Source organism: Methyloversatilis discipulorum (genome assembly GCF_000527135.1).
GTDB lineage: Bacteria > Pseudomonadota > Gammaproteobacteria > Burkholderiales > Rhodocyclaceae > Methyloversatilis > Methyloversatilis discipulorum.
This window is the reverse complement of sequence record NZ_AZUP01000001.1, coordinates 2,345,114-2,370,244: the sequence shown is the minus strand read 5'-3', so window position 1 is coordinate 2,370,244 and position 25,131 is coordinate 2,345,114. Positions and strand designations below refer to the sequence as shown.

The following is a 25,131-nucleotide window of genomic DNA, read 5'->3' as shown; positions in this document are numbered from 1 at the left end:
TCTGCTGTGGCCGTTCAGTGCGGGCCGGCAGGTCTGGCCGGCAAGCGCAGCGCGACGGCCAAGCCGGGCGCGGCGTCGTCAAGTCCAATGGTGCCGCGGTGCAGCGCGACCACCGACTGCACCAGACTCAGGCCGAGGCCGAGGCCGGGCGTGTCGCGGGCACTTTCCAGCCGGTACAGGCGCTCGAACACGCGCTCGCGCTCGGCGGCCGGAATGCCCGGCCCTTCGTCGCGCACGCACAGCCGCCAGTCGTCGCCGTCGCGCGTCAGCGACAGCTCGACCGTGCCGCCGTGCGGGCTGTACTTGATGGCGTTGTCGATCAGGTTGAGCACGGTCTGGAACAGCAGGTCGCGGTGACCGGTGCAGAGTGCGCCCTCCGGCGCGCTGACTGCGAGGCGCAGGTCGCGCTCCTCGGCCAGCGGCTCCATCAGTTCGGCGGCGTCGCGCACCAGGCGGCCGACATCCAGTTCGCTGAATTCGCCGCGCAGCAGGCCGGAATCGACGCGCGCGATGCGCAGCAGCGACTGGAAGGTGGACAGCACCTGGTCGACGTCGGCCAGATTGCGCTCCAGCCAGTCCGGCAGCTCGTCGGCCGCGGGCGGGTGCTGCAGCGCCGCCTCGATGCGCGCGCGGTGGCGGGTGAGCGGCGAGCGCAGGTCGTGCGCGATATTGTCGGTGGCGCCGCGCACGCTGGCGATCAGCCGCGCGATGCGGTCGAGCATGCCGTTCAGCGTCTGCGCCAGGCGGTCGAATTCATCCGCACCGTCGCCGCTGCGCAGCGGCACCCGGTGCTGCAGGTCGCCGTCCATGATCTGCTGCGCGGCGCGGCGTATCGTTTCGACCGGCCGCAGTGCGGCGCGCGTGATCAGGTAGCCGCCGCCCAGCGAGGCGATCAGCATCAGGCCGAAGCTCACCAGCGCGGCGCGGCGGATGTCGCCGCGCACCTGTTCGACCTCGTATTCGTCGAAGCCGACCAGCAGCCGGCTGCCGTCCGGCAGGCGCGCCCAGCGGGCGACGATTTCGGTCTGGCCGCGGTGGAGCTGGCTGGGCAGGCGCAGCGGCAGGCTTTCGCGGCCGGCACTGGCCGGCCACTGATCGAGGTTGCCGATGAGTAGCTGGCCGGTGGCGTCCTCCAGCCGGTAGATGCGGTCGTGATTGGCCGAGCGCACGTCCAGCCGCTGGCGGATCAGGCCGCTGATGCCGCGCACGCCATCGACCCGGAACTCGGCGGTGAGGATGTCCAGTTCGGCTTCGACGCTCTCTTCGACGTGGCCCAGCATGTACTGCCCGGCCAGCCAGCTCACCAGCATCAGCAGCAGGCCGAAGCCGGTGGCGAGCAGGGCGCTGTTGGCCAGCGTCAGCCGGGCGGTGGTGCTCAGGCGCAGCTTCATGGCTCGCTGCCGGCCCGCGCGCGTCGCCGGCCGTCGATCAGTGCGCGGGCGATGCCGGGCAGCGCGATGCCCAGTCGCGCTTCGAGTGCGCGGGCGCGCTGCGCCAGCTTCATTTCCGACAGCCGGAAGGCGTTGCCGCGGGCGGCGAACACGATGCGGTTCGCACCGTCGGCAGTGTCGACGACGCTGACCGAGCGGGCGAAGCTGGCTGCTACGCGCTCGACCCAGGCGCTGTTCAGCGCGTCGCCGGCGTACATATTGATGACCAGCACGCCGCCGTCGCGCAGTGCGGCGTGGCAGTCGTCGTAGAAGCGCTGCGTGGTCAGCGCCGCCGGCATGCCGCCGATGTCGAAGCCATCGACCCACAGCAGGTCGAAGACGCCGTCGTGCGCCGCCACCCACTCGGCGCCGTCGGCGCAGCTGACGGTGAGCCGCGCGTCGTCCGGCGGAATGTGGAAGCGATCGCGCAGCGCGATCACCGCCGGCGAGATTTCGGCCACCGTGATGCGCGCCTCGGGCAGGTGGCGGTGGCAGGTCTTGACCAGCGAACCGCCGCCGAGACCGACCATGCCGATGTGCCGCGGCTCGGGCACGAACAGCAGCGAGGCCAGCATCAGTCGCGAATATTCGAGCACCAGCCGCTCGGGCGCGGCGGCGTCCATCGTGCTCTGCACCGCCAGTTCGCTGAAGGCCAGCGTGAGCTGGCCGTCCTGTTCGACCAGGTAGGGCTGGCCGGCGTCGACCTCGTCGCGTCCGCTCATGAAGGCGCGCGCAGGCAGTAGCCGCTGCCGCGCAGCGTGTGGATCAGCGGCGGCCACGGCGCGCGGTCCACCTTGGCGCGCAGGCGGGAGATGTGCACGTCGATGACGTTGGTCTGCGGATCGAAGTGGTAGTCCCACACGCCTTCGAGCAGCATGGTGCGGGTGACCACCTGACTGGCGTGGCGCATCAGGAATTCGAGCACGCGGTACTCCTGCGGCTTGAGCGCGATTTCCTCGCCGCTGCGGCGCACGGTGTGCGTCATGCGGTCGAGTTCGAGGTCGGCCACGCGCAGCACCGATTCGGCCACCGGCATCAGGCCGCGCCGGGTGATCACTTCCAGCCGCGCCTGCAGTTCCGACATCGCGAACGGTTTCACCAGGTAGTCGTCGCCGCCGGCGCGCAGGCCGCGTATGCGTTCGTCGACCTGGCTCAGCGCGCTCAGGATGAGTACCGGCACGCGCGAGCCGGTGGCGCGCAGCGCGGCCAGCATTGAAAGGCCGTCCATTTGCGGCATCAGGCGGTCGAGCACGATGGCGTCGTACTGTTCGCCGGTGGCGAGGAACAGCCCTTCGCGGCCGTTCGGCGCGTGGTCGACCGCATGGCCGGCTTCGCGCAGGCCACGGCAGATGAATCCGGCGATTTCGCTGTCGTCCTCGACGACCAGGATGCGCATGTCGATGGGAGCTGGAGTAAGGGTGTGCACGCGCCCGCCGGGCGCGAATCCGGACGCCATTCTGCCTGCTCGCCGTGTGGCCGCAACATGAACAGACGTTCATGTTGCGTTCACCCTGCGGCAAGCCGTTCGCGCGCAAGCTTGCCTGCTGTTCGTATCCGTCGACTGCGTCCATGCGCTCCGTCCTTCTGCTTTCCTGTTTGCTGCTGTGTCCGCCGGTGTTCGCGCAATCGCTGGCCGCTCACGCCGATGAGCACGAGCAGCCGGTGCTGCGCGACCCGGCGCTGACGCTGTCGCGTGTCCTTGATCTGGCGACCGGCCGCGCGCCCGGCAGCGCGTTGCCGCAGGCGCGGATGAACGAGTCGCGTGCGCTGGCCGCCCGCGCCGACAGCGTGCTGTCGGGTCCGCCGGCGGTGCAGATGCGCTACCAGACTGATCGTCTGCCCGGCCACACCGGCCTGCGCGAACTCGAAGCCGGACTGGAACTGCCCTTGTGGCGCTCCGGCCAGCGCGACGCGCTGCGGCGCGAGGCCGATGCCGGCCGTCTGCAGTCGGAAGAGGAATTGCGCGCCTACCGCTGGCGCGTGGCGGGTGACCTGCGCGAGCAGCTGTGGCGCGTGCTGCAGGCCGAAACCGAAGTGACGCTGGCCGATGCCGACGTCGATCTCTACCGCGCGCTGGAAGACGACGTGGCGCGGCGCATCCGCGCCGGCGACGCCGCGCCGGTGGAGAAGCTGTCGGCCGAGACGGCGCGCCGCGAGCGTGACGCGGCGCTGTACGAGGCGCAGGTCGAACTGGCGCACAGCCTGTTCGCATGGACGGCGCTGACCGGGCAGAAGGCGCTGCCGGCGCAGGCGCGCGAAACGGTCGCCACGCAGGACGCCGGCTACCCGCCGGTGCTAATGGCGCAGGCCCATGTCGAGCGGGCGCGCAGTTCGCTCGGCACGCTGCAGTCGCAGGGCAGCGGCGCGCCGCGCCTGCTGGTCGGCGTGCGCTCGGAAACGGCGGCCGACATGCCCACCACCGACAGCGTCGGCGCCACGATTTCCATCCCCTTCGGCGGCGAGGCTCACCGCAACGCCGCGCTGTCGCCGGCGCAGATCGAACTGGCGCGCGCCGAGGACGAACTGGCGTTCGCCCGCCGCAATGCCGAACTGGCGCTGCACGAGGCCGAACATGAACTGCACGCGCGCGAACAGGCGCGCACGCTGGCGCTGGGTCAGAAGGAGGTCGCCGAGCGCGAAGTCGAACTGGGGCGGCGTGCCTACCGTCTCGGCGAAACATCGCTGGCCGAGCGCCTGCTGGTCGAAGCGCGCGCCGCCAGCGCACGCCGCGCCGCGGCGCTGGCCGAAATTGCCTGGTCGCGCGCCGTCGCGCGCTACAACCACAGCCTGGGAATACTGCCGTGAACTTCCGTATCGCCTTTCTCCTTTTCGGCCTGTCCACTGCTGCGGCGCAGGCCGCCGACGTCGTGCTGGCGCCGACCCAGATGCAGCGTCTGGGTGTGCGCGACGCGCTGCCGGTCGAAGCGAAAAGCGCACTGGCCACGCCGTGGTCAGCGCGCGTGGTCGCGTCGCCCGATGCCGAATGGGTGGCCACCGCGCCATCCGGCGGTGTGGTGGTGCGGGTGCCGGTGGCGGAGGGCCAGCAGGTGGCGGCCGGTGCCGTGCTGGCCGAGTTGCGCAGCGCCGATCTGCCGGACATGGGCGCGTCGCTGTCGCAGGCGCGCACCGCGGCCGAACTGGCCCGTGGCAACCGCGATCGCGATCGTGCGCTGCACGCCGAAGGGCTGATCGCCGAGCGCCGCGTGCGCGAAGCGGAAGCGGCGGCCGCACAGGCCGACGCCGCTCTCGCCGCCGCGCAGTCGCGACTGCGCCTAATGGGCGTGTCGGCGGCCGACGCCGCGGCCGGCCGCATCCAGGTGCGCGCGAGCACGGCCGGCACCGTGCTGGAACGGATGGCGCTGCCGGGTCAGCGCGTGAACGAGGCGGACCCGCTGCTGCGTCTGGCCGATGCGAACAAGCTCATGCTGGAGCTGAACCTGCCGGTCGCTCAGGCCGCGTCGGTGCGCGATGGCGACGTGATCGAGGTCGATGGCGGCGCCGGCAGCGCACGCGTGACGCAGATAGGCTGGGGCGCGTCGGACGCCACGCAGACCGTGCGCGTCCGCGCCGAACTGCCACCGACGAAGAACGGGCTGCGGCCCGGCCAGTGGGTCAAGGTGCGTCGCAGCGCGGCGGCTACGACCGCCTGGTCGGTGCCGGCGGGCGCACTGCTCCACCACGACGGCAGGAGCTGGGTGTTCATGCGCACCGCGCAGGGCTTCCGTGCGGTCGAGGTACAGGTACTGTCGCAGGACAGTGCGCAGGCCACGGTCAGCGGCGCGCTCGACGCGAAGTCGCCGGTCGCGGTCAGCGGGGTGGCGGCGATCAAGGCGGTGTGGCTGGGCCACGGCGGAGCCGAATGATGCTCGACGCCCTGACCCGCGGCGCACTCGCGCGCCCGCTGCTCACCGTGCTGGCGGCGCTGCTGCTGATCGCCGTCGGCCTCAATGCGGCGATGAACCTGCCGATCGACGCCTTCCCCGACGTGTCGGCACCGCAGGTGAAGATCATCGTCAAGCTACCCGGCATGACGCCGGAAGAGATGGAAACGCGCGTCACCACGCCGATCGAGATCGAAATGCTGGGCCTGCCTAAGCAGACCATGCTGCGCTCGACCAGCAAGTACGGCCTCACCGACGTCACCATCGATTTCGAGGACGGCACTGACATCTACTGGGCGCGCAACCAGGTGAGCGAGCGGCTGAACGGCATCATGGGCGACCTGCCGCCGGGCCTGACCGGCGGGCTGGCGCCGATCACCACGCCGCTGGGCGAAATGTTCATGTTCACGGTCGAGGGCGATCTGCCGATCGCCGAGCGGCGCGCACTGCTCGACTGGGTGATCCGCCCGGCGCTGCGCACGGTGCGTGGCGTGGCCGACGTGAACGTGCTGGGCGGCCTGGCCAGCGCCTACGAAGTGGTGCCGGACGCCGCCCGCATGGCCGCTACTGGCATTACGCTGGACGAGCTGCGTGCCACGCTGGAGCGCTTCAACCGCAACGACGGCGCCGGCCGCATCAACGAGGGCGAGGAAACGCTGCTGGTGCGCGTGCAGGGCCGCCTCACCTCGCTCGACGATATCGGGCGACTGGTGGTGCACGCGACGCCGACCGCGCAGGTGCGGGTCGCCGACGTGGCCGAGGTGAAGCTGGGCGCGCTGACCCGCATGGGCGGCGTCACCCACAACGGCGAGGGTGAGACGGTGCAGGGTCTGGTGCTGGGCCTGCGCGGTGCCGATGCGCAGCAGGTGGTGGCCGGCGTGCGCGCCAGGCTGGAGGAGGTGCAGGCGGCGCTGCCGGCGGGTGTGAAAGTGGTGCCCTTCTACGACCGTGGCGAACTGGTGTCGCGCGCGGTCGGCACGGTGTCGAAGGCGCTGCTCGAAGCGGTGGTGCTGGTCGGCGTCATGCTCTATCTCTTCCTCGGCAATCTGCGCGCCGCATTGGCGGTTGCCGTGGTGCTGCCGCTGTCGGCGCTATGGACCTTCCTGCTGATGCGCCAGTTCGGCCTGTCGGCCAACCTGATGAGTCTGGGTGGGCTGGCCATCGCCATCGGCCTGCTGGTCGATGCCGCTGTGGTAGTGGTCGAGAACGTGGTCGCCCACCTGCACGAACCGGGTGCCGACCAGCGCCCGCGGCAGCAGGTGGTGCTGGACGCGGTGCGCGAGGTGGCGGTGCCGACCACCGCCGGCATCGTCATCATCGCGCTGGTGTTCGTGCCGCTTCTGAGCCTGCAGGGGCTGGAGGGCAAGCTGTTCGCGCCGGTGGCGCTGACCATCGTGTTCGCGCTGGCCGGTTCGCTGCTGCTGTCGCTGACCGTCATTCCGCTGCTGGCGCGGCTGATGCTGAATGCGAAGTCGCACGCCGACCCCTGGCTGCCGCGCACGCTGGCCCGGCTCTATGCGCCGCTGCTGCAGAAGGCGCTCGCTGCACCGATGGTGGTGGGCGCCGTCGCCGGCCTGCTCGGCGTCGCCGCCGTGGTGCTGTACATGGGGCTGGGCAAGACCTTCATGCCGACGATGGACGAGGGCAGCCTCATCGTGCAGCTGGAGAAGCTGCCGTCCATCAGTCTCGACGCGTCGCTGGCGATCGATACACAGTTCCAGCGCGCGCTGAAGGAGACGGTGCCGGAGGCGCAGCAGGTGGTGGCGCGCGCCGGTTCGGACGAGATCGGTCTAGACCCGATGGGCCTGAACCAGACCGACACCTTCATCAGCCTGCCGACCGAGGTCGACAAGCCGGCGGTCATCCATCGCATCCGCGAACTGCTGAACGAATTTCCGGGCGTGGCCTACGCCTTTACGCAGCCGATCGAAATGCGGGTGTCGGAAATGATCCTCGGTGTGCGCGGCGACCTGGCGATCCGCATCTTCGGTCCCGATCTCGACGTGCTGAACCGCAAGGCGGACGAGATCGCCGAAGTGCTGCGCGCGACGCCGGGGGCGGAGGACGTGTTCTTCGTGCGCAACGAGGGCGTGCAGTACCTGCGCGTGGTGCCGGACACTGACGCGCTGGCGCGTGCCGGGCTCGACATCGACACGCTGGCAGCCAGCCTGCGCGCGCAGATCGAGGGCGAGCGGGTGGGGCTGATCCAGCAGCAGGAGCGGCGCATTCCGCTGCTGGTGCGCGCCAGCGGCAGCACGGCGGCGGCGGACGAACTGGCGCAGCTGCCGGTCGCGCTGCCGGACGGCGGGCGCATCGCGCTCGGACAGCTGGCGCGCTTCGAGCGCGTCGGCGGGCCGGTGCAGATCAACCGCCAGCTGGGTAGCCGCAACATGGTGGTGATCGCCAACGTCGGCGGCCGCGATCTGGTCGGCTTCGTCGAGGACGCACGCGCGCAGGTGCTGCAGAAGGTCGAGCTGCCGCCTGGCTACCGGCTGACCTGGGGCGGCGAGTTCGAGAACCAGCAGCGGGCGGCGCAGCGGCTGGCACTGGTGGTGCCGGTCGCGCTGGTACTCATCTTCCTCATCCTCTACAGCACCTTCGATTCGCTGCGCCAGGCGACGCTGGTGATGGCCAACGTGCCGTTCGCGATGATAGGCGGCGTGTTCGCGCTGGCGCTGTCCGGCGAGTATCTGTCGGTGCCGGCGTCGGTCGGCTTCATCGCGCTGCTCGGCATCGCCGTGCTCAATGGCGTGGTGCTGGTGAGCCACTTCAACCAGCTGCGCGCGACCGGCATGTCGATGCTGGATGCCGTGGTGCATGGCGCGCAACGCCGGCTGCGGCCGGTGCTGCTGACCGCATCGATGGCCGCACTCGGTCTGGTGCCGCTGCTGTTCGCGACCGGCCCGGGCTCGGAAATCCAGCGGCCGCTTGCAATCGTTGTCATTGGCGGCCTCGTTTCTTGTACTGCGTTAACACTTCTGCTGCTGCCCATCCTGTACAAGCGATTCGGCGAGCGATCCGCCACCTCCTGATTTCCTCCGATGCCTGAATCCCCTGTGCCGCACCGCCGAACCTTGCCCTTCCTGCTCGTACTTGCGCTGACGGCACTGGCCGTATGGACGCTGCTGCGGCTCGGTCTGTGGCTGTACGCCGACGCCGGCAGTGCGCCGCTGCATGTGTTCACGCGCGGCCTGTGGTTCGACAGCGCAACGCTGGCCTGGATGCTGGCGCCGCTGCTGGCGATCTCCGCCCTGCTGCCGGCACGGCTGCGTGCCAGCCGCTTCATGGGCGCACTGCGCTGGACGGCGCTGTGGCTGGCGGTGGCGCTGCTGCTGTTCGCTGCGGTCGCCGAGGTGGTGTTCTGGGACGAGTTCTCGACCCGCTTCAACTTCATCGCCGTCGACTATCTGCTGTACACGCAGGAGGTGATCGGCAACATCGTCGAGTCCTATCCGGTCGGCACGCTGGTCGCGGCCATCGTGGCGCTGTCGGCGCTGGTCGTCATCGCGCTGCGGCGATGGCTGTCGTTCGCGGTCACTGCGCGCCCCTGGCGCGCGCGTCTTGCGATGTTGGTCGCGGCGGTGCTGCTGCCGGTGCTGGCGCAGTTCGCCGAGATCGAACAGATGGAGGGCAGCGGTGACGCCTACGCCGACGAGCTGGCGGGCAACGGTCTGTTTTCGCTGGCGGCGGCGATGCGTCGCAACGAACTCGATTACGCACGCTGGTACGCGACGCTGCCGCAGGAAGAAGCGGATGAGGTATTGCGCTCGCTGCACGTCGAGCGCCTGCCGCTGAGCGCCGAGGACAGCCCGAGCGCGATGGACGATCCGCCGCACGACAAGTCACCTTTCACGCGGCGGCCGCGCAACGTGGTGCTGGTGACGATAGAGAGCCTGTCGGCGGAATACGTCGGCGCCTACGGATCGAAGGCGGGGCTGACGCCGGAACTGGACCGCATCGCTGCCGAGGGGCTGCGCTTTGCCGACGTGTATGCCACCGGTACCCGCACCGTGCGCGGTCTGGAAGCGCTGTCGCTCGGTACGCCGCCGGTGCCCGGGCAGGCCATCGTGCGGCGGACGAACAACAACAATCTGTCGACGGTGGGCGAAATCCTGGCGCCGCAGGGCGTGGTGCCGATGTTCATCTACGGTGGCTACGGCTACTTCGACAACATGAACAGCTACTTTCGTGGCAACGACTACCTCATCGTCGACCGCACCGATTTCGCCAAGGACAGCATCGTGTTCGAGAACGTCTGGGGCGTGGCGGACGAATCGCTGTACGCCAATGCGCTGATCGCGATGAATCGAAAGGCGGCCGAGGGCAAGCCCTTCTTCGCGCAGATCATGACCACGTCGAACCATCGGCCCTATACCTACCCGGACGGGCGTATCGACATTCCGTCGCCGGGTGGCCGGCACGGCGCGGTGAAGTACACCGACTGGGCGATCGGCCAGTTCATCCGCGAGGCGAAGAAGCAGCCGTGGTTCGCCGACACGCTGTTCGTGTTCGTCGCCGACCACTGCGCGTCGGTCGCGGGCCGCACCCGGCTGCCGGTGGCGAAGTACCGCATTCCGCTGATCTTCTACGCGCCGGACATGCTGCCGCCGGGCGAATTCACCGACCGCCTGAGCCAGATCGACCTGGCGCCGACGCTGCTCGAAGTGATGGGCAAGAACGGCGACGACCATTTCTTCGGTCGCGCCTTCTTCGAGGAGCACGTGCAGCTCGATCGCGTGTTCATTTCCAACTATCAGGACCTGGGCTATCTGCGTGGCGACCTGCTGACGGTTCTGTCGCCGCGGCGGGTCGTCAAGGCCTATCGCGTCGACCCGGCGACACTCGAATCGACGCCGACCGAGCCGGAACCGCAGCAGGTGAAGGAGGCGATCGCCTACTACCAGACCGCGGCTGCCGCCTTCAAGCAGGGCCGGCTGCAGATGCCTGCTGCGCAGTGATGCGGCGGCACGCCGACCTGCTCGCCGTGGCGGTGCTGTCGGCGCTGCTGGCGCTGTGGAGCAACCGCTGGAGCGACGGCGATCTGATCACCGCCACGTGGTTCTTCGATGCAGCAACCGGGGCCTTTCCGCTGCGTCGGCAGTGGCTGCTGTCGGTGGTGCTGCACGACGGCCTGAAGTGGCTTGCGGTGGTGGTCTGGGTTGCGCTGCTGGCGGGCTGGATTGCTATGCGTTTGCGGGGTGTGGCGGGCGATCTGCGCCGCCGTCTGGCTTTCGTGCTCGTCGCTTCGCTGCTGGCCGTGATCGCGGTGAATCTGGCGCGGGCACAGTCGGCCCACAGCTGTCCCTGGTATGTCGCCGACTTCGGTGGCTCGGGGCAGTACTTCCGGCTGCTGGAGATGCGACCGACCGAGCCCGGGCCGGGCAAATGCCTGCCCAGCGGCCATGCGGCCACCGCCTTCATGTGGCTGGCACTGCTGCCGGCGCAGACCGGCGCACGGCGGCGTCTGGCGCTGGCTGGCGTGTTGCTGCTCGGGGGCGTGGCCGGAACGGTGCAGGTCGCGCGCGGTGCGCATTTCCCGTCGCACATCCTGCTCAGTGCCGCGCTGTGCGCGCTGGTCGTCTGGATCTGCGCAGTGCTGGCGCGCAAATGAAAACCGGCCCTTGCGGGCCGGCAGATTCTGCAACGCGGTGGATCAGCCTTCGAGCAGGCTGCGCAGCATCCACGCGTTCTTTTCGTGGATCTGCATGCGTTGCGTCAGCAGGTCGGCGGTCGGCTCGTCGTGCGCCTCGTCCACCACGGCGAAGATGCTGCGTGCGGTGCGCACGACCGCTTCCTGGCCGGCGACCAGTTGCCGGATCATGTCGTTGGCCGACGGCACGCCTTCCGGTTCCTTGATCGACGTGAGCTTGGCGTAAGCCGAGTAGGTGCCCGGTGCCGGATAGCCCAGCGCGCGGATGCGCTCGGCCACCAGATCGACGGCCAGAGCCAGTTCGGTGTACTGGCCTTCGAACATCAGGTGCAGCGTGTTGAACATCGGACCGGTCACGTTCCAGTGGAAGTTGTGCGTGGTCAGATAGAGGGTGTAGGTGTCGGCCAGCAGGCGCGACAGGCCGTCGGCAATGGCGCGGCGTTGGTCTTCGGGAATGCCGATGTTGATCGTGCTCATTTTGATGCTCCCTTCGTTGTGACTGACACGGATGTGAGTGCGCGCGTCAGGCGCCGGTTCCGTCGGGTGAGGATTCGGGCGCCTGTCCGGCAATCAGTTCGGCCAAGCGTGCGAAACACTCCTGGCGCGCATTCGAACTGCGTGCGACCAGTGCGATGGTACGGCGCGGACGCGGTTCGGAGAAGCGGTGCGCGACCAGATTCATGTGACCGAGCAGGCCGGAGCGCAGCGTCATGTCCGGCAACAGCGCCATGCCGAGTCCGCCTTCGACCATCTGCGCCAGCGTGAACAGGCTGGTCGCCTCCATGCCGGTCACCCGTGGTTCGTCCAGCCGGCAGCCGCCCAGCGTGTGGCCGCGCAGGCAGTGGCCTTCTTCGAGCAGCAGCAGTGCCTCCGGGTCGAGCTTGCCGATGTCGCGCGGCATGTCGGCCTCCTTGCCGGCCGGTGCGATCAGCAGTAACTCCTCGTCGAACAGCGGCTGAACCTGCAGGTTGCGGGTGTCGTAGGGCAGTGCGATCAGCGCGAAGTCGATCTGCCCGGCGGCCAGCCGCGACAGCAGGTTGCGGGTCAGGTCCTCGCGCAGTGCCACCTTGAGTTCGGGGTAGCGCGCACGTACTGCGGGCAGCACGGCCGGCAGCAGGAAGGGCGCAATGGTGGGGATGACGCCGAGCTTGAGCAGGCCGCTCATCGGCCGCTCGACGTTGCGCGCCCACTCGGTCAGGTCCTCGGCCTCCGCCAGCAGCCGGCGGGCACGCGCGACGACCTCGGCACCGACCGGCGTCATCATGACCGAATGCCGCTCGCGCTCGACCAGCTGTGCGCCGAGCGTGGCTTCCAGTTCCTTGATGCCGGCCGACAGCGTGGATTGCGTGACGAAACACGATTCCGCCGCCTGCGTGAAATTCAACTTCTCAGATACGGCGACCAGATAGCGCAGCTGGCGCAGGGAGGGCAGGGCGGACATGAGCACGTTCCGGATTGTTGATCGAATTATACGATCAATACGATCAGATCAATCAATTGGACCGAAGTGTGGCGCATGTCCAGAATGCGTCCTGTCGATGTGCAACGCAGCAAGCGGCGTGTGCATCACCCCTTTCGAATCCCGTCCATCACTGAAGGAGATGAACATGAGTCTGCAGAACCACGAAGGCAAGCGCGTCCCCAACGTCACTTTCCGCGTCCGCGAAAACAACGAATGGAAGAACGTCACCACCGACGATCTGTTCAAGGGCAAGACCGTGGTGGTGTTCTCGCTGCCCGGCGCCTTCACGCCGACCTGCTCGTCGACCCACCTGCCGCGCTACAACGAACTGGCGCCGGCGTTCAAGGCCAACGGCGTCGATGACATCCTGTGCGTATCGGTCAATGACACCTTCGTCATGAACGAATGGGCCAAGGACCAGGAATCCGACAATGTGACCCTGGTGCCTGACGGCAACGGCGAATTCACCGAAGGTATGGGCATGCTGGTCGACAAGGCGGACCTCGGCTTCGGCAAGCGCAGCTGGCGCTATTCGATGCTGGTGAAGGACGGTGTGGTGAGCAAGATGTTCGTCGAGCCGCAGGAACCGGGCGACCCGTTCAAGGTGTCCGATGCGGACACGATGCTGAACTACATCAACCCGAACGCGAAGAAGCCGGATCAGGTCGCCATCCTGACCCGCGAGGGTTGCGGCTTCTGCGCCAAGGCCAAGGCGCTGCTGGCGGAGAAGGGCTACCACTACGCCGAGATCAACCTGCCGCACACCGAGCGTTCGCGTGCCCTGGGGGCCATCGTCGGCGCGAAGACCGTGCCTCAGGTGTTCATCAACGGCCAGCACATCGGCGGTTGGGAAGATCTGGAGAAGTGGGCGGCGGCGAAGTAAGCGGCGCTCGATGAACGTACGGCGGTGCGACCCGCCGTACGATCAGGCTTGCGCACCGCAGGGCGCGCAGCCCTGATCGTCCGACCAGGGAGACTGAAATGAAAGAAGTGATCGTGGATGTTGCGGTGATCGGCGCCGGCACGGCCGGCCTCGCCGCCTACCGCGCCGCCATCGCCGGCGGCAAGTCGGCCGTCATCATCGAGGGCGGCCCTTACGGTACCACCTGCGCCCGCGTCGGCTGCATGCCGAGCAAGCTGCTGATCGCCGCGGCGGAGGCGGCGCATGTGACCGAAAAGTGGGACGCCTTCGGCATCCGCCTCGAAGGTTCGGTGCGCATCGATGGCCGCGCCGTGATGGAGCGCGTGCGCAGCGAGCGCGACCGCTTCGTCGGTTTCGTCGTGCGCGGCGTCGACAACATTCCGGCCGAGCACAAGCTGCGCGGCTACGCCAAGTTCATCGACGACCGCAGCCTGCAGGTCGATGAACACACGGTGGTCACCTTCGGCCGCGCCGTCATCGCGACCGGCTCGTCGCCAGCGGTGCCGCCGATGCTGAAGCCGGCCGGCAAGCGCCTGATCGTGAATGACGACGTGTTCGACTGGACCGATCTGCCGGAATCGGTGGCGGTGTTCGGCCCGGGCGTGATCGGCCTCGAGATCGGGCAGGCATTGCACCGTCTTGGCGTGCGCGTCGAGGTGTTCGGCCGCGGCCACTTCGTCGGCCCGTTCTCAGATCCGGCGCTGAAGGCCTACGCGACCAATGCGTTTGCGGACGAGTTTGCGCTGCATGCCGACGCCAAGGTGGTGTCGGTCGAAGAGCGACCGGACGGCGTGCGCATCGTGCAGGAAATGCAGAACGACCGCGTCGTGACCAAGGACTTCCAGTGGGTGATCGCCGCCACCGGCCGCACGCCCAATGTGAAGAACCTCGGGCTGGAGAACACGTCGGTGACGCTGGGTGCCAATGGCGTGCCGGAGTTCGATCGCACGACGATGCAGTGTGGCCGCACGCCCATCTTCATCGCCGGCGACGCCAACAACGATCTGCCGCTGCTGCACGAAGCGGCCGACGAGGGCAGGATCGCCGGCGAGAACGCGGCGCGCTTCCCCGATGTGCAGCCCGGTCTGCGTCGCGAGCCGATCGCGGTGGTGTTTTCCGATCCGCAGTTGGCGACGGTTGGCAAGCGCTACGCCGATCTGGCGCCGGACAGCTTCGTCACCGGCGAGGTGTCGTTCGAGGACCAGGGGCGCTCGCGCGTCATGCTGCGCAACAAGGGTCTGCTGCATGTCTACGCGGACAAGGCCAGCGGTCGCCTGCTCGGCTGCGAAATGATGGGTCCGGACGTCGAGCACCTGGCGCATCTGCTGGCCTGGGCCATGCAGTCCGGCATGACGGTGCAGCGCGCGCTCGAGATGCCCTTCTATCACCCCGTGGTGGAAGAGGGACTGCGTACTGCACTGCGCGACGCGGCGGCAAAGCTCACCGCAGCGTGATTCCGCCGCCCGCCCGGACGAGGTGCCGGGCGGGCGGTTAGAATACCGGCCTCGTTGCCCTCGCCGCCGAGCGGGGGCGCTGCCGGTGTATTCACGTGTCCGCTTCAGATTCCCTCGTTTCCCGCAGTCTCGCCGCCGTCTGGCATCCGTGCACGCAGATGCAGTGGCATGCCGACCAGTCGCTGTCGCTGCTCGCCGTCAGCCGCGCGCAGGGGCCCTGGCTGTACGCGCCGGATGGCCGTCGCTACCTCGACGGCATCAGTTCGTGGTGGACCAATCTGTTCGGCCACAGCCACCCGCGCATCGTGCAGGCGCTGCGCGACCAGCTGGACACGCTGGACCACGTGATGCTCGCGGGCTTCACGCACGAACCGGTGGTGGCGCTGTCGGAAAAGCTGTCGGCCCTGACCGGCGGTCGCCTCGGCCACGCCTTCTACGCGTCGGACGGCGCGTCGGCGACCGAGATCGCGCTGAAGATGTCGCTACACTACTGGCGCAACAGCGGGCGGCCGGAGAAGAACGAGTTCATCTGCTTCGCCGGCAGCTACCACGGCGAAACGGTCGGTGCGCTGGCGGTGACCGACGTGCCGCTGTTCCGCGACGCCTACGCGCCCATGGTGCGTGCTGCCCACGTGCTGCCCAGTCCGGCGTCCAGCGCGCCGCTGCACGCGCTCGACGCGTTGACTGTATTCCTCGAAGCACACCACGCGCGGATTGCCGCGCTGATCATCGAACCACGGGTGCAGTGCGCCGGTGGCTTCGCGATGCATGACGCCGGCTGGCTCAGCGCGGCGCGCGCACTGTGCGACGTCTACGAAGTGCACCTGATCGCCGACGAGATCGCGGTCGGCTGCGGCCGCACCGGCACCTTCTTCGCAAGCGAGCAGTCGCTGGATGCTGACAGCGAGGGCTGGCCGGATTTCATCTGCCTGTCCAAAGGCATCACCGGCGGCACGCTGCCGCTGTCGCTGGTGCTGAGCAAGCCCTTCGTGTTTGAGGCCTTCCTCGACGACACGATGGCGCGCGGCTTTCTGCATTCGCACTCCTACACCGGCAATCCGCTCGCCTGCCGCGCCGCGCTGGCGACGCTGGAACTGTTCGAGCAGACCGATGTGCTCGCACGCAACCGGCTCTGGGCGCAGACCTTTACCGAGGCGCTGAGGCCGCTGGCCGCGCATCCGGCCGCACGCGATTTCCGCCAGGCCGGCATGATCTGGGCGCTCGACGTCGAGACGTCGCACAGCGATTTCAGCCGCCGTTTCCATCGCGAGGCACTGGCGCGCGAACTGCTGCTGCGGCCGATAGGCAACACGCTCTACTTCATGCCGCCCTACGTGCTCGATGAAGCGCAGAGCGCGTTGCTTGCGCAAGGGGCGCTGGCTGCGCTGGACGCCGCCCTCGCATGAGCGCCACCGATTTTCGTGCCCGCCTCGAAGCACTGGCGGCGGACGATCTGCTGCGCACCCGCGTCGTGCTGGACGCGCCCTGCGGCCCCGAGGCGGTGGTCGATGGCCGGCGTCTGATTTCGTTTGCCGGCAACGACTATCTCGGACTCGCCAACCATCCTGAAATCGTCGACGCCTTCCGCGAAGGCACTGCACGCTGGGGCGCCGGCGCCGGCGCGTCGCACCTGGTCAGCGGTCACCAGCGGCCGCACGAGGAACTGGAGGTCGCGCTGGCTCGTTTCATCGGATTGCCGCGCGCGCTCTATTTCTCGACCGGCTACATGGCCAACCTCGCAGTGATCCCGGCGCTTGCCGGGCGCGGCGACACGGTGATCGCCGACCGGCTGAACCACGCCTCGCTGGTCGACGCCGCATTGCTGTCGCGCGCCACGGTGCGTCGCTATCCGCATGGCGAGGTCGCCGCGGTCGCGCGCGCGCTCGAGGCAGTGGACGGGCGCAAGGTCGTCGTCACCGACGGCGTGTTCAGCATGGATGGCGACATCGCGCCGCTGCCCGAACTGCTGGCGCTGTGCGAGCGCCACGATGCACTGCTGGTGGTCGACGACGCGCACGGTTTCGGCGTGCTGGGAGAGCAAGGGCGCGGCGTGTTGTCGCACTTCGGCATCGCGTCGCCGCGCGTGATCTACGTCGGTACGCTGGGCAAGGCGGCCGGTGTGGCCGGCGCCTTCGTCGCCGGCGACGCGGACGCGATCGAATGGCTGATGCAGACCGGCCGCAGCTACCGCTACACCACCGCAGCGCCTGCGGCGACCGCCTGCGCGGTGCTGGCGAGCCTGCGCTTGATCGAGGCGGGCGACGAGCGGCGGGCGCGTCTGGCGGAACACCGCCTGCGCATGCGACAGACGCTCGCCACATGCAGATGGCCGTTGATGCCGTCCGACACGGCAATCCAGCCGGTGCGGGTGGGCGGCAATTCCGAGGTGCTGGCGCTGTCGGCGCGGCTGCAAGAGCGAGATCTGTGGGTGCCGGCCATCCGGCCGCCGACGGTGCCTGCCGGCAGTGCCCGCTTGCGTGTGTCGCTCAGCGCGGCGCATGAGGTCGCACACATCGACGCGCTGTGCGCTGCGCTGAACGAGGTCGGTCATGAATGACGTGCTGGCCGCCCGTCATTACGGCACGCAGGGGCCGCGCGTCGCACTGGTGCACGGCTGGGGCTGGGACGGCCGCCTGCTCGCGCCGCTGGCGCAGGCGCTGGGCGCGCATTGCCGCGTCGTCCAGCCCGATCTGCCCGGCTACGGATTGAACGTCGGCCAGCGCTGCGACGGTTTCGACCACGGCGTCGATCAGCTCGCACGGGCGGTACCCGACGCCGAGGTGCTGGTCGGCTGGTCGCTGGGCGGCCTGCTGGCGGTCGCCTGGGCGGCGCGCGCACCGGTGCGGCGCTTGGCGCTGGTTGGTGCGTCGCCGCGCTTCATGCAGGCGGCCGACTGGCCTCATGGCATGACCGAAGAGCGTTTCGATGCCTTTGCCGAAGGCCTTGAGCACGACCCGCGGCGCACGCGCACTCGCTTTGCCGCGCTGGCGGCGCTCGGCGACAGTGATGCACGCGGCGTGCGGGGCGCGATGGCAGCGTTGATGGACGACCTGCCGCCGGCCGCTCCGGCGTTGAGTCAGGGGCTGGACTGGTTGCGCGAACAGGATCTCCGCGACACCTTGCGCTCGCTTCCGATACCTCTGTGCTGCCTGCACGGCGAGCAGGACCACGTGGTCGATATGGGTGCCGCGGCCAAAGAGGCCGCTGAGCGCTGGATTCCGGTGCCGGGCGCGGCGCATCTGCCCTGGCGGCATCACGAGCTTTCCGATCTGTGTGCGTGGGTGTGCGCCGATGACTGAGCGCGCGGCGATAAGGTCCTCGTTTTCGCGGGCCGCGACGCGCTATGCCTCGGCGGCCGGGCTGCAACGCGTGGTGTGCGATCGTCTGCTCGAACTGCTGCCGGACAGATCCGCCCGGCTGGTGCTCGATCTCGGCTGTGGGACCGGCTTCGCATCGGCCGGCTTGCAGGCGCGCTTTCCCCAGGCGACGCATTGCGCGGTCGATTTCTCGTTGGGCATGTTGCGCGCCCACGAACAGGGCGACGGAGTGGCGCGCGTCTGCGCCGATGCGCACCGCCTGCCGCTTGCCTCGGCCAGCGCGGACGTCGTGCTCTCCAGCCTGATGCTGCAGTGGTGCGATCTGCCGGTCGCGCTGGCGGAGTGTCGGCGCGTCCTCCACGATGGCGGCCATATGTGCTTCAGCACTGTTCTCCACGGCACGCTCGCCGAGATCGACGAGGCATTCGCCGGTCTGGATGCGTATCGTCACACCGTGTCATTCCCTGCGCCCGAGGTGCTGGCTGCCGCACTGACCGACAACGGCTTCGCAGTGGACCTGATGCGCTGCGAAGCGCATGTCGAGTACTTTGCCGATGCGCGTGGACTGCTGCAGTCGAATCGCGACATCGGTGCGTCGCACGTACCGGACGGCGCGCGCCGTGCGCTGCTCGGCCGCGCCGCATTGCGGCAGGTGTGTAATCGCTTGGAGGCACGGCGCGAAGCGCGTGGCGTGCCGCTGACCTATCAACTGGCCTGGGTGGTCGCTCGAGCGTCCTCGGGCGACCGGAGCTGACATGAGCGCGGGAAAGCTGCATTTCGTCATTGGCACCGACACCGGGGTCGGCAAGACGCTGGTGTCCTGCGCGCTGATCGAGGCGCTGCGAGCAAGCGGCGTGAACGCCGTCGGCATGAAGCCGGTGGCATCGGGCGCGTCGCTGGACGCCACCGGCCGCCTGGCGAACGAGGACGCCGACGCGTTGGCGCAGGCCAGCGGGCTCGACCAGCCGACGGCGCTGACCAATCCCTATCTTTTCGAGGCGCCGCTGGCTCCGCACGTCGCCGCGCAACGCGAGGGGCGGTCGATCGAGCGCGCTGTGGTGCTGGACGCCCTGTCTGCGCTGCGCGCGGAGGCGGACCACGTCATCGTCGAAGGCGTCGGTGGCTTTGTCGTGCCCTTGGGCGACGACTGGACGACCGCCGATCTGGCGGTCGATATCGGCGCGCCGCTTGTTCTGGTGGTCGGCCTGAGGCTGGGCTGCATCAACCACGCCCTACTGACGGCCGAGGCGGCGCGCGCGCGCGGGCTGGCGCTGGCCGGCTGGGTCGCGAACTGCCAGGCCGAGGGTATGCTGGAGCAGGAGGCGACGATTTCCGCGCTGAAAACTCGCCTCAACGCGCCAATTCTTGGCATAATCCCGCGGCTGTCCGGCGCCGATGCAAAAACCGCATCGCGTCTGCTGGACATCCAGCCGCTGCTGGCTTCTCCCGGATGAATTTTTTGTTCCGGGGTTTGACAGCGCAAGAAACCCTCACCATAATCGCGGGTTTCGCTGGTCGCCGGAGGGGTTCCCGAGCGGTCAAAGGGATCAGACTGTAAATCTGACGGCTCTGCCTTCGAAGGTTCGAATCCTTCCCCCTCCACCACAACCCTTGAGCAAGCGGGGTTCTGGCAAGACGGCGAAAAATTTGCAGCAAACATCGCGAGTGCATGTCGCCGCGATGGGGTGGTAGGGAGCGGTTTGGCGGGAGTAGTTCAATGGTAGAACCTTAGCCTTCCAAGCTAATGACGCGGGTTCGATTCCCGTCTCCCGCTCCACGGCTCGGGCGTGTGTCCGGGCAAAGATGTTTCAGTGCCCATGTAGCTCAGTGGCAGAGCACTCCCTTGGTAAGGGAGAGGTCGGCAGTTCAATCCTGCCCATGGGCACCAAAATTTTTTGCGTGCGGCATCCTGGTGACAACTGAGGATGTCAGTCGATGTTTGACGCAGATCTCTATCAAGCAACCAGGGTGATCGAAAATGGCAAAGGGAAAGTTTGAGCGCACCAAGCCGCACGTGAACGTGGGCACGATTGGTCACGTTGACCATGGCAAGACGACGCTGACGGCGGCGATCACGACGATTCTGTCGTCGAAGTTCGGTGGTGAAGCGAAGGCGTACGACCAGATCGACGCAGCGCCGGAAGAGAAGGCGCGCGGCATCACGATCAACACGGCGCACGTTGAGTACGAGACGGCGACCCGTCACTACGCGCACGTTGATTGCCCGGGTCACGCCGACTACGTGAAGAACATGATTACGGGTGCAGCGCAGATGGACGGCGCCATCTTGGTGTGCTCGGCCGCTGACGGCCCGATGCCGCAGACGCGCGAACACATCCTGCTGGCCCGTCAGGTCGGTGTGCCGTACATCGTCGTGTTCCTGAACAAGTGCGACATGGTTGACGACGCCGAGCTGCTCGAGCTGGTTGAAATGGAAGTTCGCGAGCTGCTGTCGAAGTACGACTTCCCGGGCGACGACGTGCCCATCGTCAAGGGCTCGGCCCTGAAGGCGCTGGAAGGCGACAAGACCGATCTGGGCGAAGGTGCCATCATGGCGCTGGCCGCTGCACTGGACAGCTACATCCCGACGCCGGAGCGCGCAGTGGATGGCGCGTTCCTGATGCCGATCGAAGACGTGTTCTCGATCTCGGGTCGCGGCACCGTGGTGACCGGTCGTATCGAGCGCGGCATCGTGAAGGTTGGTGAGGAAATCGAAATCGTCGGTATCAAGCCGACGGTGAAGACCACCTGCACCGGCGTTGAAATGTTCCGCAAGCTGCTGGACCAGGGTCAGGCGGGCGACAACGTTGGCGTGCTGCTGCGCGGCACCAAGCGTGAAGACGTGGAGCGTGGTCAGGTTCTGGCCAAGCCGGGCTCGATCAAGCCGCACACGCACTTCACGGCTGAGATCTACGTGCTGTCGAAGGAAGAAGGTGGTCGTCACACGCCGTTCTTCAACGGCTACCGTCCGCAGTTCTACTTCCGTACGACGGACGTGACCGGCTCGATCGAACTGCCGGCGGGCACCGAAATGGTGATGCCGGGCGACAACGTGTCGATCACGGTGAAGCTGATCGCCCCGATCGCGATGGAAGAAGGTCTGCGCTTCGCGATCCGCGAAGGTGGCCGTACCGTCGGCGCCGGCGTGGTTGCAAAGATCGTCGAGTAAAGAGTTGTACTCCGGGTCGCGCGTGCGACCCGGTTCGCGTTTTGCAGGGGCATAGCTCAATTGGCAGAGCGTCGGTCTCCAAAACCGAAGGTTGGGGGTTCGATTCCCTCTGCCCCTGCCACTCCGGTGGCCAAGCCGGACAAAATTTTGCGGAGTGCGTGCGCACTTCCGGATGCTCATGACTGACCAGTTGAAGCTTGCGCTGGCCATTGCCCTGTTGATTGCGGGTGTGGCCGGCTTTTATGTTTTTGCCGACCAGATCATGGCTGTGCGGGTGCTGTCCGTGCTCGCGGGTCTGGGTGCCGGTATCGCGGTGGCGTGGTTCACCGAGCCGGGGCGGCGCTTCATCGTTTTTGCCAACGAGTCGGTGGCCGAGGCCAAGAAGGTTGCTTGGCCCAGCCGCAAGGAAACGCTGCAGACCACGGCCATCGTGTTTGGCTTCGTGGTCGTGATGGCGTTGTTCCTGTGGTTGACCGACAAGAGTCTCGAGTGGGTGTTGTACGACCTGATCCTGGGCTGGAAGAAATCATGAGCAAACGTTGGTACGTTGTGCACGCCTATTCCGGCTTCGAGAAGTCGGTTCAGCGCGCGCTGACCGAGCGTGTTGCGCGTTCGGGCATGCAGGACAAGTTCGGCCAGATTCTGGTGCCGGTCGAGGAAGTGATCGAAATGCGCGGCGGCCAGAAGGCTGTGTCAGAGCGCAAGTTCTTCCCCGGCTATGTGCTCGTCGAGATGGAAATGGACGAGGACAGCTGGCACCTGGTCAAGAGCACGCCCAAGGTCACCGGCTTCGTCGGTGGCTCTGCGAACAAGCCGACGCCGATTTCCGACAAGGAAGTCGACAAGATCATGCAGCAGATGCAGGAGGGGGTTGAGAAGCCCCGTCCCAAGGTGCTGTTCGAAGTGGGCGAGCTGGTGCGCGTCAAGGAAGGCCCCTTCACCGACTTCAATGGCTCGGTGGAAAGCGTCAATTACGAAAAGAGCCGTCTGCACGTGTCGGTGACCATCTTTGGTCGTGCGACGCCGGTCGAGCTCGAGTTCTCGCAGGTCGAGAAGGTCTGATCTGAAGGTTTCGGTGACGCCGCAGGGTGTCGCCAAGGTGCGCGGCAGGGGTCTCAGGGCTCGTGCCGCGTGATTGTTTCCGGTGCGCATGCGCCGGATGAGGAGTGGCCGGGCCTGTGTGTCCGCCACGCTATCACTCGCAAATGGAGTCATCATGGCGAAGAAAATCGTCGGCTACGTGAAGCTGCAAGTGCCGGCCGGCAAGGCGAACCCGTCGCCCCCGATCGGTCCCGCGCTGGGTCAGCGCGGTCTGAACATCATGGAGTTCTGCAAGGCGTTCAACGCGCAGACCCAGGGCATGGAACCGGGTCTGCCGATCCCGGTGGTGATCACCGCTTACGCGGACAAGTCCTTCACTTTCGTGATGAAGTCGCCCCCGGCGACCATCCTGATCAAGAAGGCTGCCGGCATCACCAAGGGCTCGCCGAAGCCGCATACCGACAAGGTCGGCAAGGTCACCCGCGCTCAGCTCGAAGAAATCGCGAAGGTGAAGAACAAGGATCTGACCGCTGCCGATCTGGATGCCGCTGTGCGCACGATCGCCGGTTCTGCCCGCAGCATGGGCATCACGGTGGAGGGCCTGTAATCATGGCAAAGCTCTCGAAGCGCATTCAGGCGCTGCGCGCCAAGGTTGATCGCAACCGCGCCTACCCGCTGGCCGACGCGCTGGCGCTGGTCAAGGAAACCGCCAACGCCAAGTTCGACGAGTCGGTCGATCTGGCCGTGAATCTGGGCATCGATGCGAAGAAGTCGGACCAGCTGGTCCGCGGCTCGGTCGTGCTGCCTGCCGGCACCGGCAAGAGCGTGCGCGTCGCCGTGTTCGCCCAGGGCGCCAAGGCTGAAGAAGCCAAGGCCGCTGGCGCCGATGTCGTCGGCTTCGACGATCTGGCAGCTCAGGTTAAGGAAGGCAATCTGAACTTCGACGTGGCCATCGCCACGCCGGACGCAATGCGTGTCGTCGGCGCGCTGGGCCAGATCCTCGGTCCGCGTGGCCTGATGCCGAACCCGAAGGTCGGCACCGTGACGATGGACGTCACCACCGCGGTGAAGAACGCCAAGGCCGGTCAGGTGCAGTACCGCACCGACAAGGGCGGCATCGTCCAGTGCACGGTCGGTCGCGCCTCCTTCACGCCGGAACAGCTGACGACCAACATCAAGGCTCTGATCGAAGCGCTGAACAAGGCGCGTCCGGCAGCCGCCAAGGGTGTCTACCTGCGCAAGGTGTCGGTGACGACCACCATGGGCGTCGGTATCCGCGTCGATCAGGCGACGGTGCAGTAAGGAATTGAATTCGCGCCCGGTTAGCCGGGCGCATGACAACAGGACTTTGGGCCGTCGCGGCCAGCATGGCGCGGCGGGTTGTCAAAGACCGCAGGTGCCCGCAAGGGTCTAATGGTGCGCAAGTGCCGCCTGCGCAGATGGCGTTACCCGACACAGGATGGATGGTGTCCTTACGGACAGTTTCTTCTCCTGAATACGGTCGCCGCACGTGGTTGATCCGGTGAGCAGTGATGCGATCCGGACGACTGTAATCATGGGAGTAGACCTTGGCACTCAATCTCGATCAGAAGAAGGAAGTGGTTGCCGGCGTATCCGCTGCAGTTGCGGGCGCGCAAGTAATCGTGATCGCCGAGAACAAAGGTCTGGAAGTGGGCGATGTCACGCGTTTGCGTGCCCAGGCCCGTGCGCAGGGCGTCTACCTGCGTGTTCTGAAGAACACGCTGGCTCGTCGCGCTGTTGCGGGTACCCCGTTCGAGGGGTTGGCGAATGAAATGACCGGTCCGCTGCTTTACGGCATGTCGGCCGATCCGGTTTCGGCCGCGAAGGTCATTCAGGATTTTGCCAAGGGCAACGACAAGCTGGTGATTCGCGGTGGCGCGCTGGCCAATTACGTCATGGACGCCGCTGGCGTCAAGGCGCTGGCCTCCATGCCGAGCCGCGAAGAGCTGCTGGCCACCCTTCTGGGCACGATGCAGGCGCCGATCGCCAAGTTCGTTCAGACGCTCAACGAAGTTCCGGGCAAATTTGTCCGTACCGTTGCAGCCCTGCGCGACGAACGCGAAAAGCAGTCCGCTTAAGTTCAGGCCTCAATTCAGATCAAGCAATCATCCGCGCGACTGCATGTTGATGCACCGCGCTTGAAACAGGAGTTTTGAAATGTCCGTTAGCAAAGACCAGATTCTGGAAGCCATCTCCGCCATGACCGTTCTCGAGCTGTCGCAGCTCATCAAGGACATGGAAGAGAAGTTCGGCGTGTCGGCTGCTGCCGCTGTTGCCGTTGCCGCCCCGGCTGCCGGCGCCGCTGCCCCGGCTGCTGAAGAGAAGACCGAATTCACCGTCGTTCTGGCCGCTGCCGGCGAGAAGAAGGTTGAAGTCATCAAGGTCGTGCGCGCAGTGACCGGCCTGGGCCTGAAGGAAGCCAAGGACCTGGTTGATGGCGCTCCGAAGCCCGTCAAGGAAGGCATCTCCAAGGCTGACGCTGAAGCCCTGAAGAAGCAGCTGGAAGAAGCCGGCGCCAAGGTCGAACTGAAGTAATTCGACTCTGGTTGGCGGGAGCGCGTGCTTTGCGGCACGCGCTCCCGTTGTCGTTTATGCAGCAGGTTCGGGATACCAGGAAAACGCGGCACCAAACCGCTTTTTCCTTGTCTTCCGAAGCGATCACGGAAGACCGTCGTCGGTCGAGCGAAAGTCCCGCCTCGGGTGTTCAACCCGCGCTTTCGCTGTCAGCCCAGGGGTTGGTAGAGGCCAACCGCCGGTGACGCTGTCCTGATTGCATTCCGTGGT

The 25,131-nt window shown here is 67.2% G+C and carries 24 protein-coding genes and 4 tRNA genes; 23 read left to right on the top strand and 5 right to left on the bottom strand.

Annotation, left to right across the window (positions count from 1 at the left end):
* Positions 1-14 precede the first annotated feature (14 nt).
* From METFAM1_RS0111000 to METFAM1_RS0110990, 3 genes are read right to left on the bottom strand one after another with little or no spacing between them, the layout of a single operon-like run.
* Positions 15-1,391: a sensor histidine kinase gene (locus tag METFAM1_RS0111000; protein WP_019915295.1), complete on the bottom strand. Its 1,377-nt coding sequence runs from the start codon at positions 1,389-1,391 to the stop codon at positions 15-17.
* Positions 1,388-2,152, bottom strand: a complete 765-nt coding sequence (locus tag METFAM1_RS0110995; protein WP_019915294.1) for a fused MFS/spermidine synthase — start codon at positions 2,150-2,152, stop codon at positions 1,388-1,390. The genes METFAM1_RS0111000 and METFAM1_RS0110995 overlap by 4 nt, the downstream gene beginning before the upstream one ends.
* Complete coding sequence (locus METFAM1_RS0110990; RefSeq protein ID WP_019915293.1) at positions 2,149-2,826, bottom strand: response regulator transcription factor; 678 nt, start codon at positions 2,824-2,826, stop codon at positions 2,149-2,151. The genes METFAM1_RS0110995 and METFAM1_RS0110990 overlap by 4 nt, the downstream gene beginning before the upstream one ends.
* A 173-nt stretch (positions 2,827-2,999) precedes the next feature.
* Here METFAM1_RS0110990 and METFAM1_RS0110985 point away from each other — a divergent pair, with 173 nt between their 5' ends.
* The 5 genes from METFAM1_RS0110985 to METFAM1_RS0110965 are packed head-to-tail and all read left to right on the top strand — an operon-like array spanning position 3,000 to position 10,922.
* Positions 3,000-4,235, top strand: coding sequence for a TolC family protein (locus METFAM1_RS0110985; RefSeq protein ID WP_024300638.1), 1,236 nt, complete (start codon positions 3,000-3,002; stop codon positions 4,233-4,235).
* The gene (locus tag METFAM1_RS0110980; protein ID WP_019915290.1) at positions 4,232-5,293 is read left to right on the top strand and encodes an efflux RND transporter periplasmic adaptor subunit; all 1,062 of its coding nucleotides are present in this window, start codon (positions 4,232-4,234) and stop codon (positions 5,291-5,293) included. The genes METFAM1_RS0110985 and METFAM1_RS0110980 overlap by 4 nt, the downstream gene beginning before the upstream one ends.
* Positions 5,293-8,343 (top strand): efflux RND transporter permease subunit, encoded by a 3,051-nt coding sequence (locus tag METFAM1_RS0110975; RefSeq protein ID WP_024300637.1) that lies wholly within the window; start codon positions 5,293-5,295, stop codon positions 8,341-8,343. Before METFAM1_RS0110980 ends, METFAM1_RS0110975 begins: the two co-directional genes overlap by 1 nt.
* A 9-nt stretch (positions 8,344-8,352) precedes the next feature.
* Positions 8,353-10,269 carry an LTA synthase family protein gene (locus tag METFAM1_RS0110970; protein WP_024300636.1) on the top strand — a complete coding sequence of 639 codons (1,917 nt, stop codon included), beginning with the start codon at positions 8,353-8,355 and terminating at the stop codon, positions 10,267-10,269.
* The gene (locus tag METFAM1_RS0110965; RefSeq protein ID WP_019915287.1) at positions 10,269-10,922 is read left to right on the top strand and encodes a phosphatase PAP2 family protein; all 654 of its coding nucleotides are present in this window, start codon (positions 10,269-10,271) and stop codon (positions 10,920-10,922) included. The genes METFAM1_RS0110970 and METFAM1_RS0110965 overlap by 1 nt, the downstream gene beginning before the upstream one ends.
* Before the next feature lie 42 nt (positions 10,923-10,964).
* On the opposite strand, the gene METFAM1_RS0110960 is transcribed toward METFAM1_RS0110965, so the two are convergent.
* On the bottom strand, positions 10,965-11,438 hold the full coding sequence (locus METFAM1_RS0110960) for a Dps family protein (protein WP_019915286.1): 474 nt from the start codon (positions 11,436-11,438) through the stop codon (positions 10,965-10,967).
* A 46-nt stretch (positions 11,439-11,484) separates the two neighbouring features.
* Positions 11,485-12,402 (bottom strand): hydrogen peroxide-inducible genes activator, encoded by a 918-nt coding sequence (locus METFAM1_RS0110955; RefSeq protein ID WP_019915285.1) that lies wholly within the window; start codon positions 12,400-12,402, stop codon positions 11,485-11,487.
* A gap of 166 nt (positions 12,403-12,568) precedes the next feature.
* Between METFAM1_RS0110955 and METFAM1_RS0110950 the strand changes: the two genes are divergently transcribed.
* The 18 genes from METFAM1_RS0110950 (at position 12,569) to rplL (ending at position 24,882) form a co-directional block, all read left to right on the top strand.
* Positions 12,569-13,306, top strand: coding sequence for a glutathione peroxidase (locus tag METFAM1_RS0110950; RefSeq protein ID WP_024300635.1), 738 nt, complete (start codon positions 12,569-12,571; stop codon positions 13,304-13,306).
* A 98-nt stretch (positions 13,307-13,404) separates the two neighbouring features.
* The gene (locus METFAM1_RS0110945; RefSeq protein WP_019915283.1) at positions 13,405-14,799 is read left to right on the top strand and encodes a dihydrolipoyl dehydrogenase; all 1,395 of its coding nucleotides are present in this window, start codon (positions 13,405-13,407) and stop codon (positions 14,797-14,799) included.
* A gap of 95 nt (positions 14,800-14,894) precedes the next feature.
* Complete coding sequence (gene bioA / locus METFAM1_RS0110940; RefSeq protein ID WP_081627153.1) at positions 14,895-16,205, top strand: adenosylmethionine--8-amino-7-oxononanoate transaminase; 1,311 nt, start codon at positions 14,895-14,897, stop codon at positions 16,203-16,205.
* Positions 16,202-17,356 carry an 8-amino-7-oxononanoate synthase gene (gene bioF / locus METFAM1_RS0110935; protein ID WP_019915281.1) on the top strand — a complete coding sequence of 385 codons (1,155 nt, stop codon included), beginning with the start codon at positions 16,202-16,204 and terminating at the stop codon, positions 17,354-17,356. Before bioA ends, bioF begins: the two co-directional genes overlap by 4 nt.
* Positions 17,349-18,098 (top strand): alpha/beta fold hydrolase, encoded by a 750-nt coding sequence (locus METFAM1_RS0110930; RefSeq protein WP_019915280.1) that lies wholly within the window; start codon positions 17,349-17,351, stop codon positions 18,096-18,098. Before bioF ends, METFAM1_RS0110930 begins: the two co-directional genes overlap by 8 nt.
* Positions 18,091-18,870, top strand: coding sequence for a malonyl-ACP O-methyltransferase BioC (gene bioC / locus METFAM1_RS0110925; protein ID WP_019915279.1), 780 nt, complete (start codon positions 18,091-18,093; stop codon positions 18,868-18,870). The genes METFAM1_RS0110930 and bioC overlap by 8 nt, the downstream gene beginning before the upstream one ends.
* A gap of 1 nt (position 18,871) precedes the next feature.
* On the top strand, positions 18,872-19,570 hold the full coding sequence (gene bioD / locus METFAM1_RS0110920) for a dethiobiotin synthase (RefSeq protein WP_019915277.1): 699 nt from the start codon (positions 18,872-18,874) through the stop codon (positions 19,568-19,570).
* A gap of 66 nt (positions 19,571-19,636) precedes the next feature.
* Positions 19,637-19,721 (top strand) — tRNA-Tyr (locus METFAM1_RS0110915).
* A 98-nt stretch (positions 19,722-19,819) separates the two neighbouring features.
* Positions 19,820-19,893: transfer RNA gene (locus tag METFAM1_RS0110910), tRNA-Gly, on the top strand.
* Positions 19,894-19,929: 36 nt separating this feature from the next.
* Positions 19,930-20,004: transfer RNA gene (locus METFAM1_RS0110905), tRNA-Thr, on the top strand.
* A 90-nt stretch (positions 20,005-20,094) separates the two neighbouring features.
* Positions 20,095-21,285 (top strand): elongation factor Tu, encoded by a 1,191-nt coding sequence (gene tuf / locus METFAM1_RS0110900; RefSeq protein WP_019915275.1) that lies wholly within the window; start codon positions 20,095-20,097, stop codon positions 21,283-21,285.
* 45 nt (positions 21,286-21,330) lie between these two features.
* Positions 21,331-21,406 (top strand) — tRNA-Trp (locus METFAM1_RS0110895).
* Between the two features lie 57 nt (positions 21,407-21,463).
* On the top strand, positions 21,464-21,817 hold the full coding sequence (secE, locus tag METFAM1_RS0110890) for a preprotein translocase subunit SecE (RefSeq protein ID WP_024300634.1): 354 nt from the start codon (positions 21,464-21,466) through the stop codon (positions 21,815-21,817).
* Positions 21,814-22,347 carry a transcription termination/antitermination protein NusG gene (gene nusG, locus METFAM1_RS0110885; RefSeq protein ID WP_019915273.1) on the top strand — a complete coding sequence of 178 codons (534 nt, stop codon included), beginning with the start codon at positions 21,814-21,816 and terminating at the stop codon, positions 22,345-22,347. Before secE ends, nusG begins: the two co-directional genes overlap by 4 nt.
* 154 nt (positions 22,348-22,501) lie before the next feature.
* The gene (gene rplK / locus METFAM1_RS0110880) at positions 22,502-22,933 is read left to right on the top strand and encodes a 50S ribosomal protein L11 (RefSeq protein ID WP_018228072.1); all 432 of its coding nucleotides are present in this window, start codon (positions 22,502-22,504) and stop codon (positions 22,931-22,933) included.
* Positions 22,934-22,935: 2 nt separating this feature from the next.
* The gene (gene rplA, locus METFAM1_RS0110875) at positions 22,936-23,628 is read left to right on the top strand and encodes a 50S ribosomal protein L1 (RefSeq protein ID WP_019915272.1); all 693 of its coding nucleotides are present in this window, start codon (positions 22,936-22,938) and stop codon (positions 23,626-23,628) included.
* Between the two features lie 266 nt (positions 23,629-23,894).
* A complete protein-coding gene (gene rplJ / locus METFAM1_RS0110870; RefSeq protein WP_019915271.1) occupies positions 23,895-24,425 on the top strand; it encodes a 50S ribosomal protein L10 in 531 nt (176 codons plus the stop codon).
* 79 nt (positions 24,426-24,504) lie between these two features.
* Positions 24,505-24,882: a 50S ribosomal protein L7/L12 gene (rplL, locus tag METFAM1_RS0110865; protein WP_019915269.1), complete on the top strand. Its 378-nt coding sequence runs from the start codon at positions 24,505-24,507 to the stop codon at positions 24,880-24,882.
* Positions 24,883-25,131 lie beyond the last annotated feature (249 nt).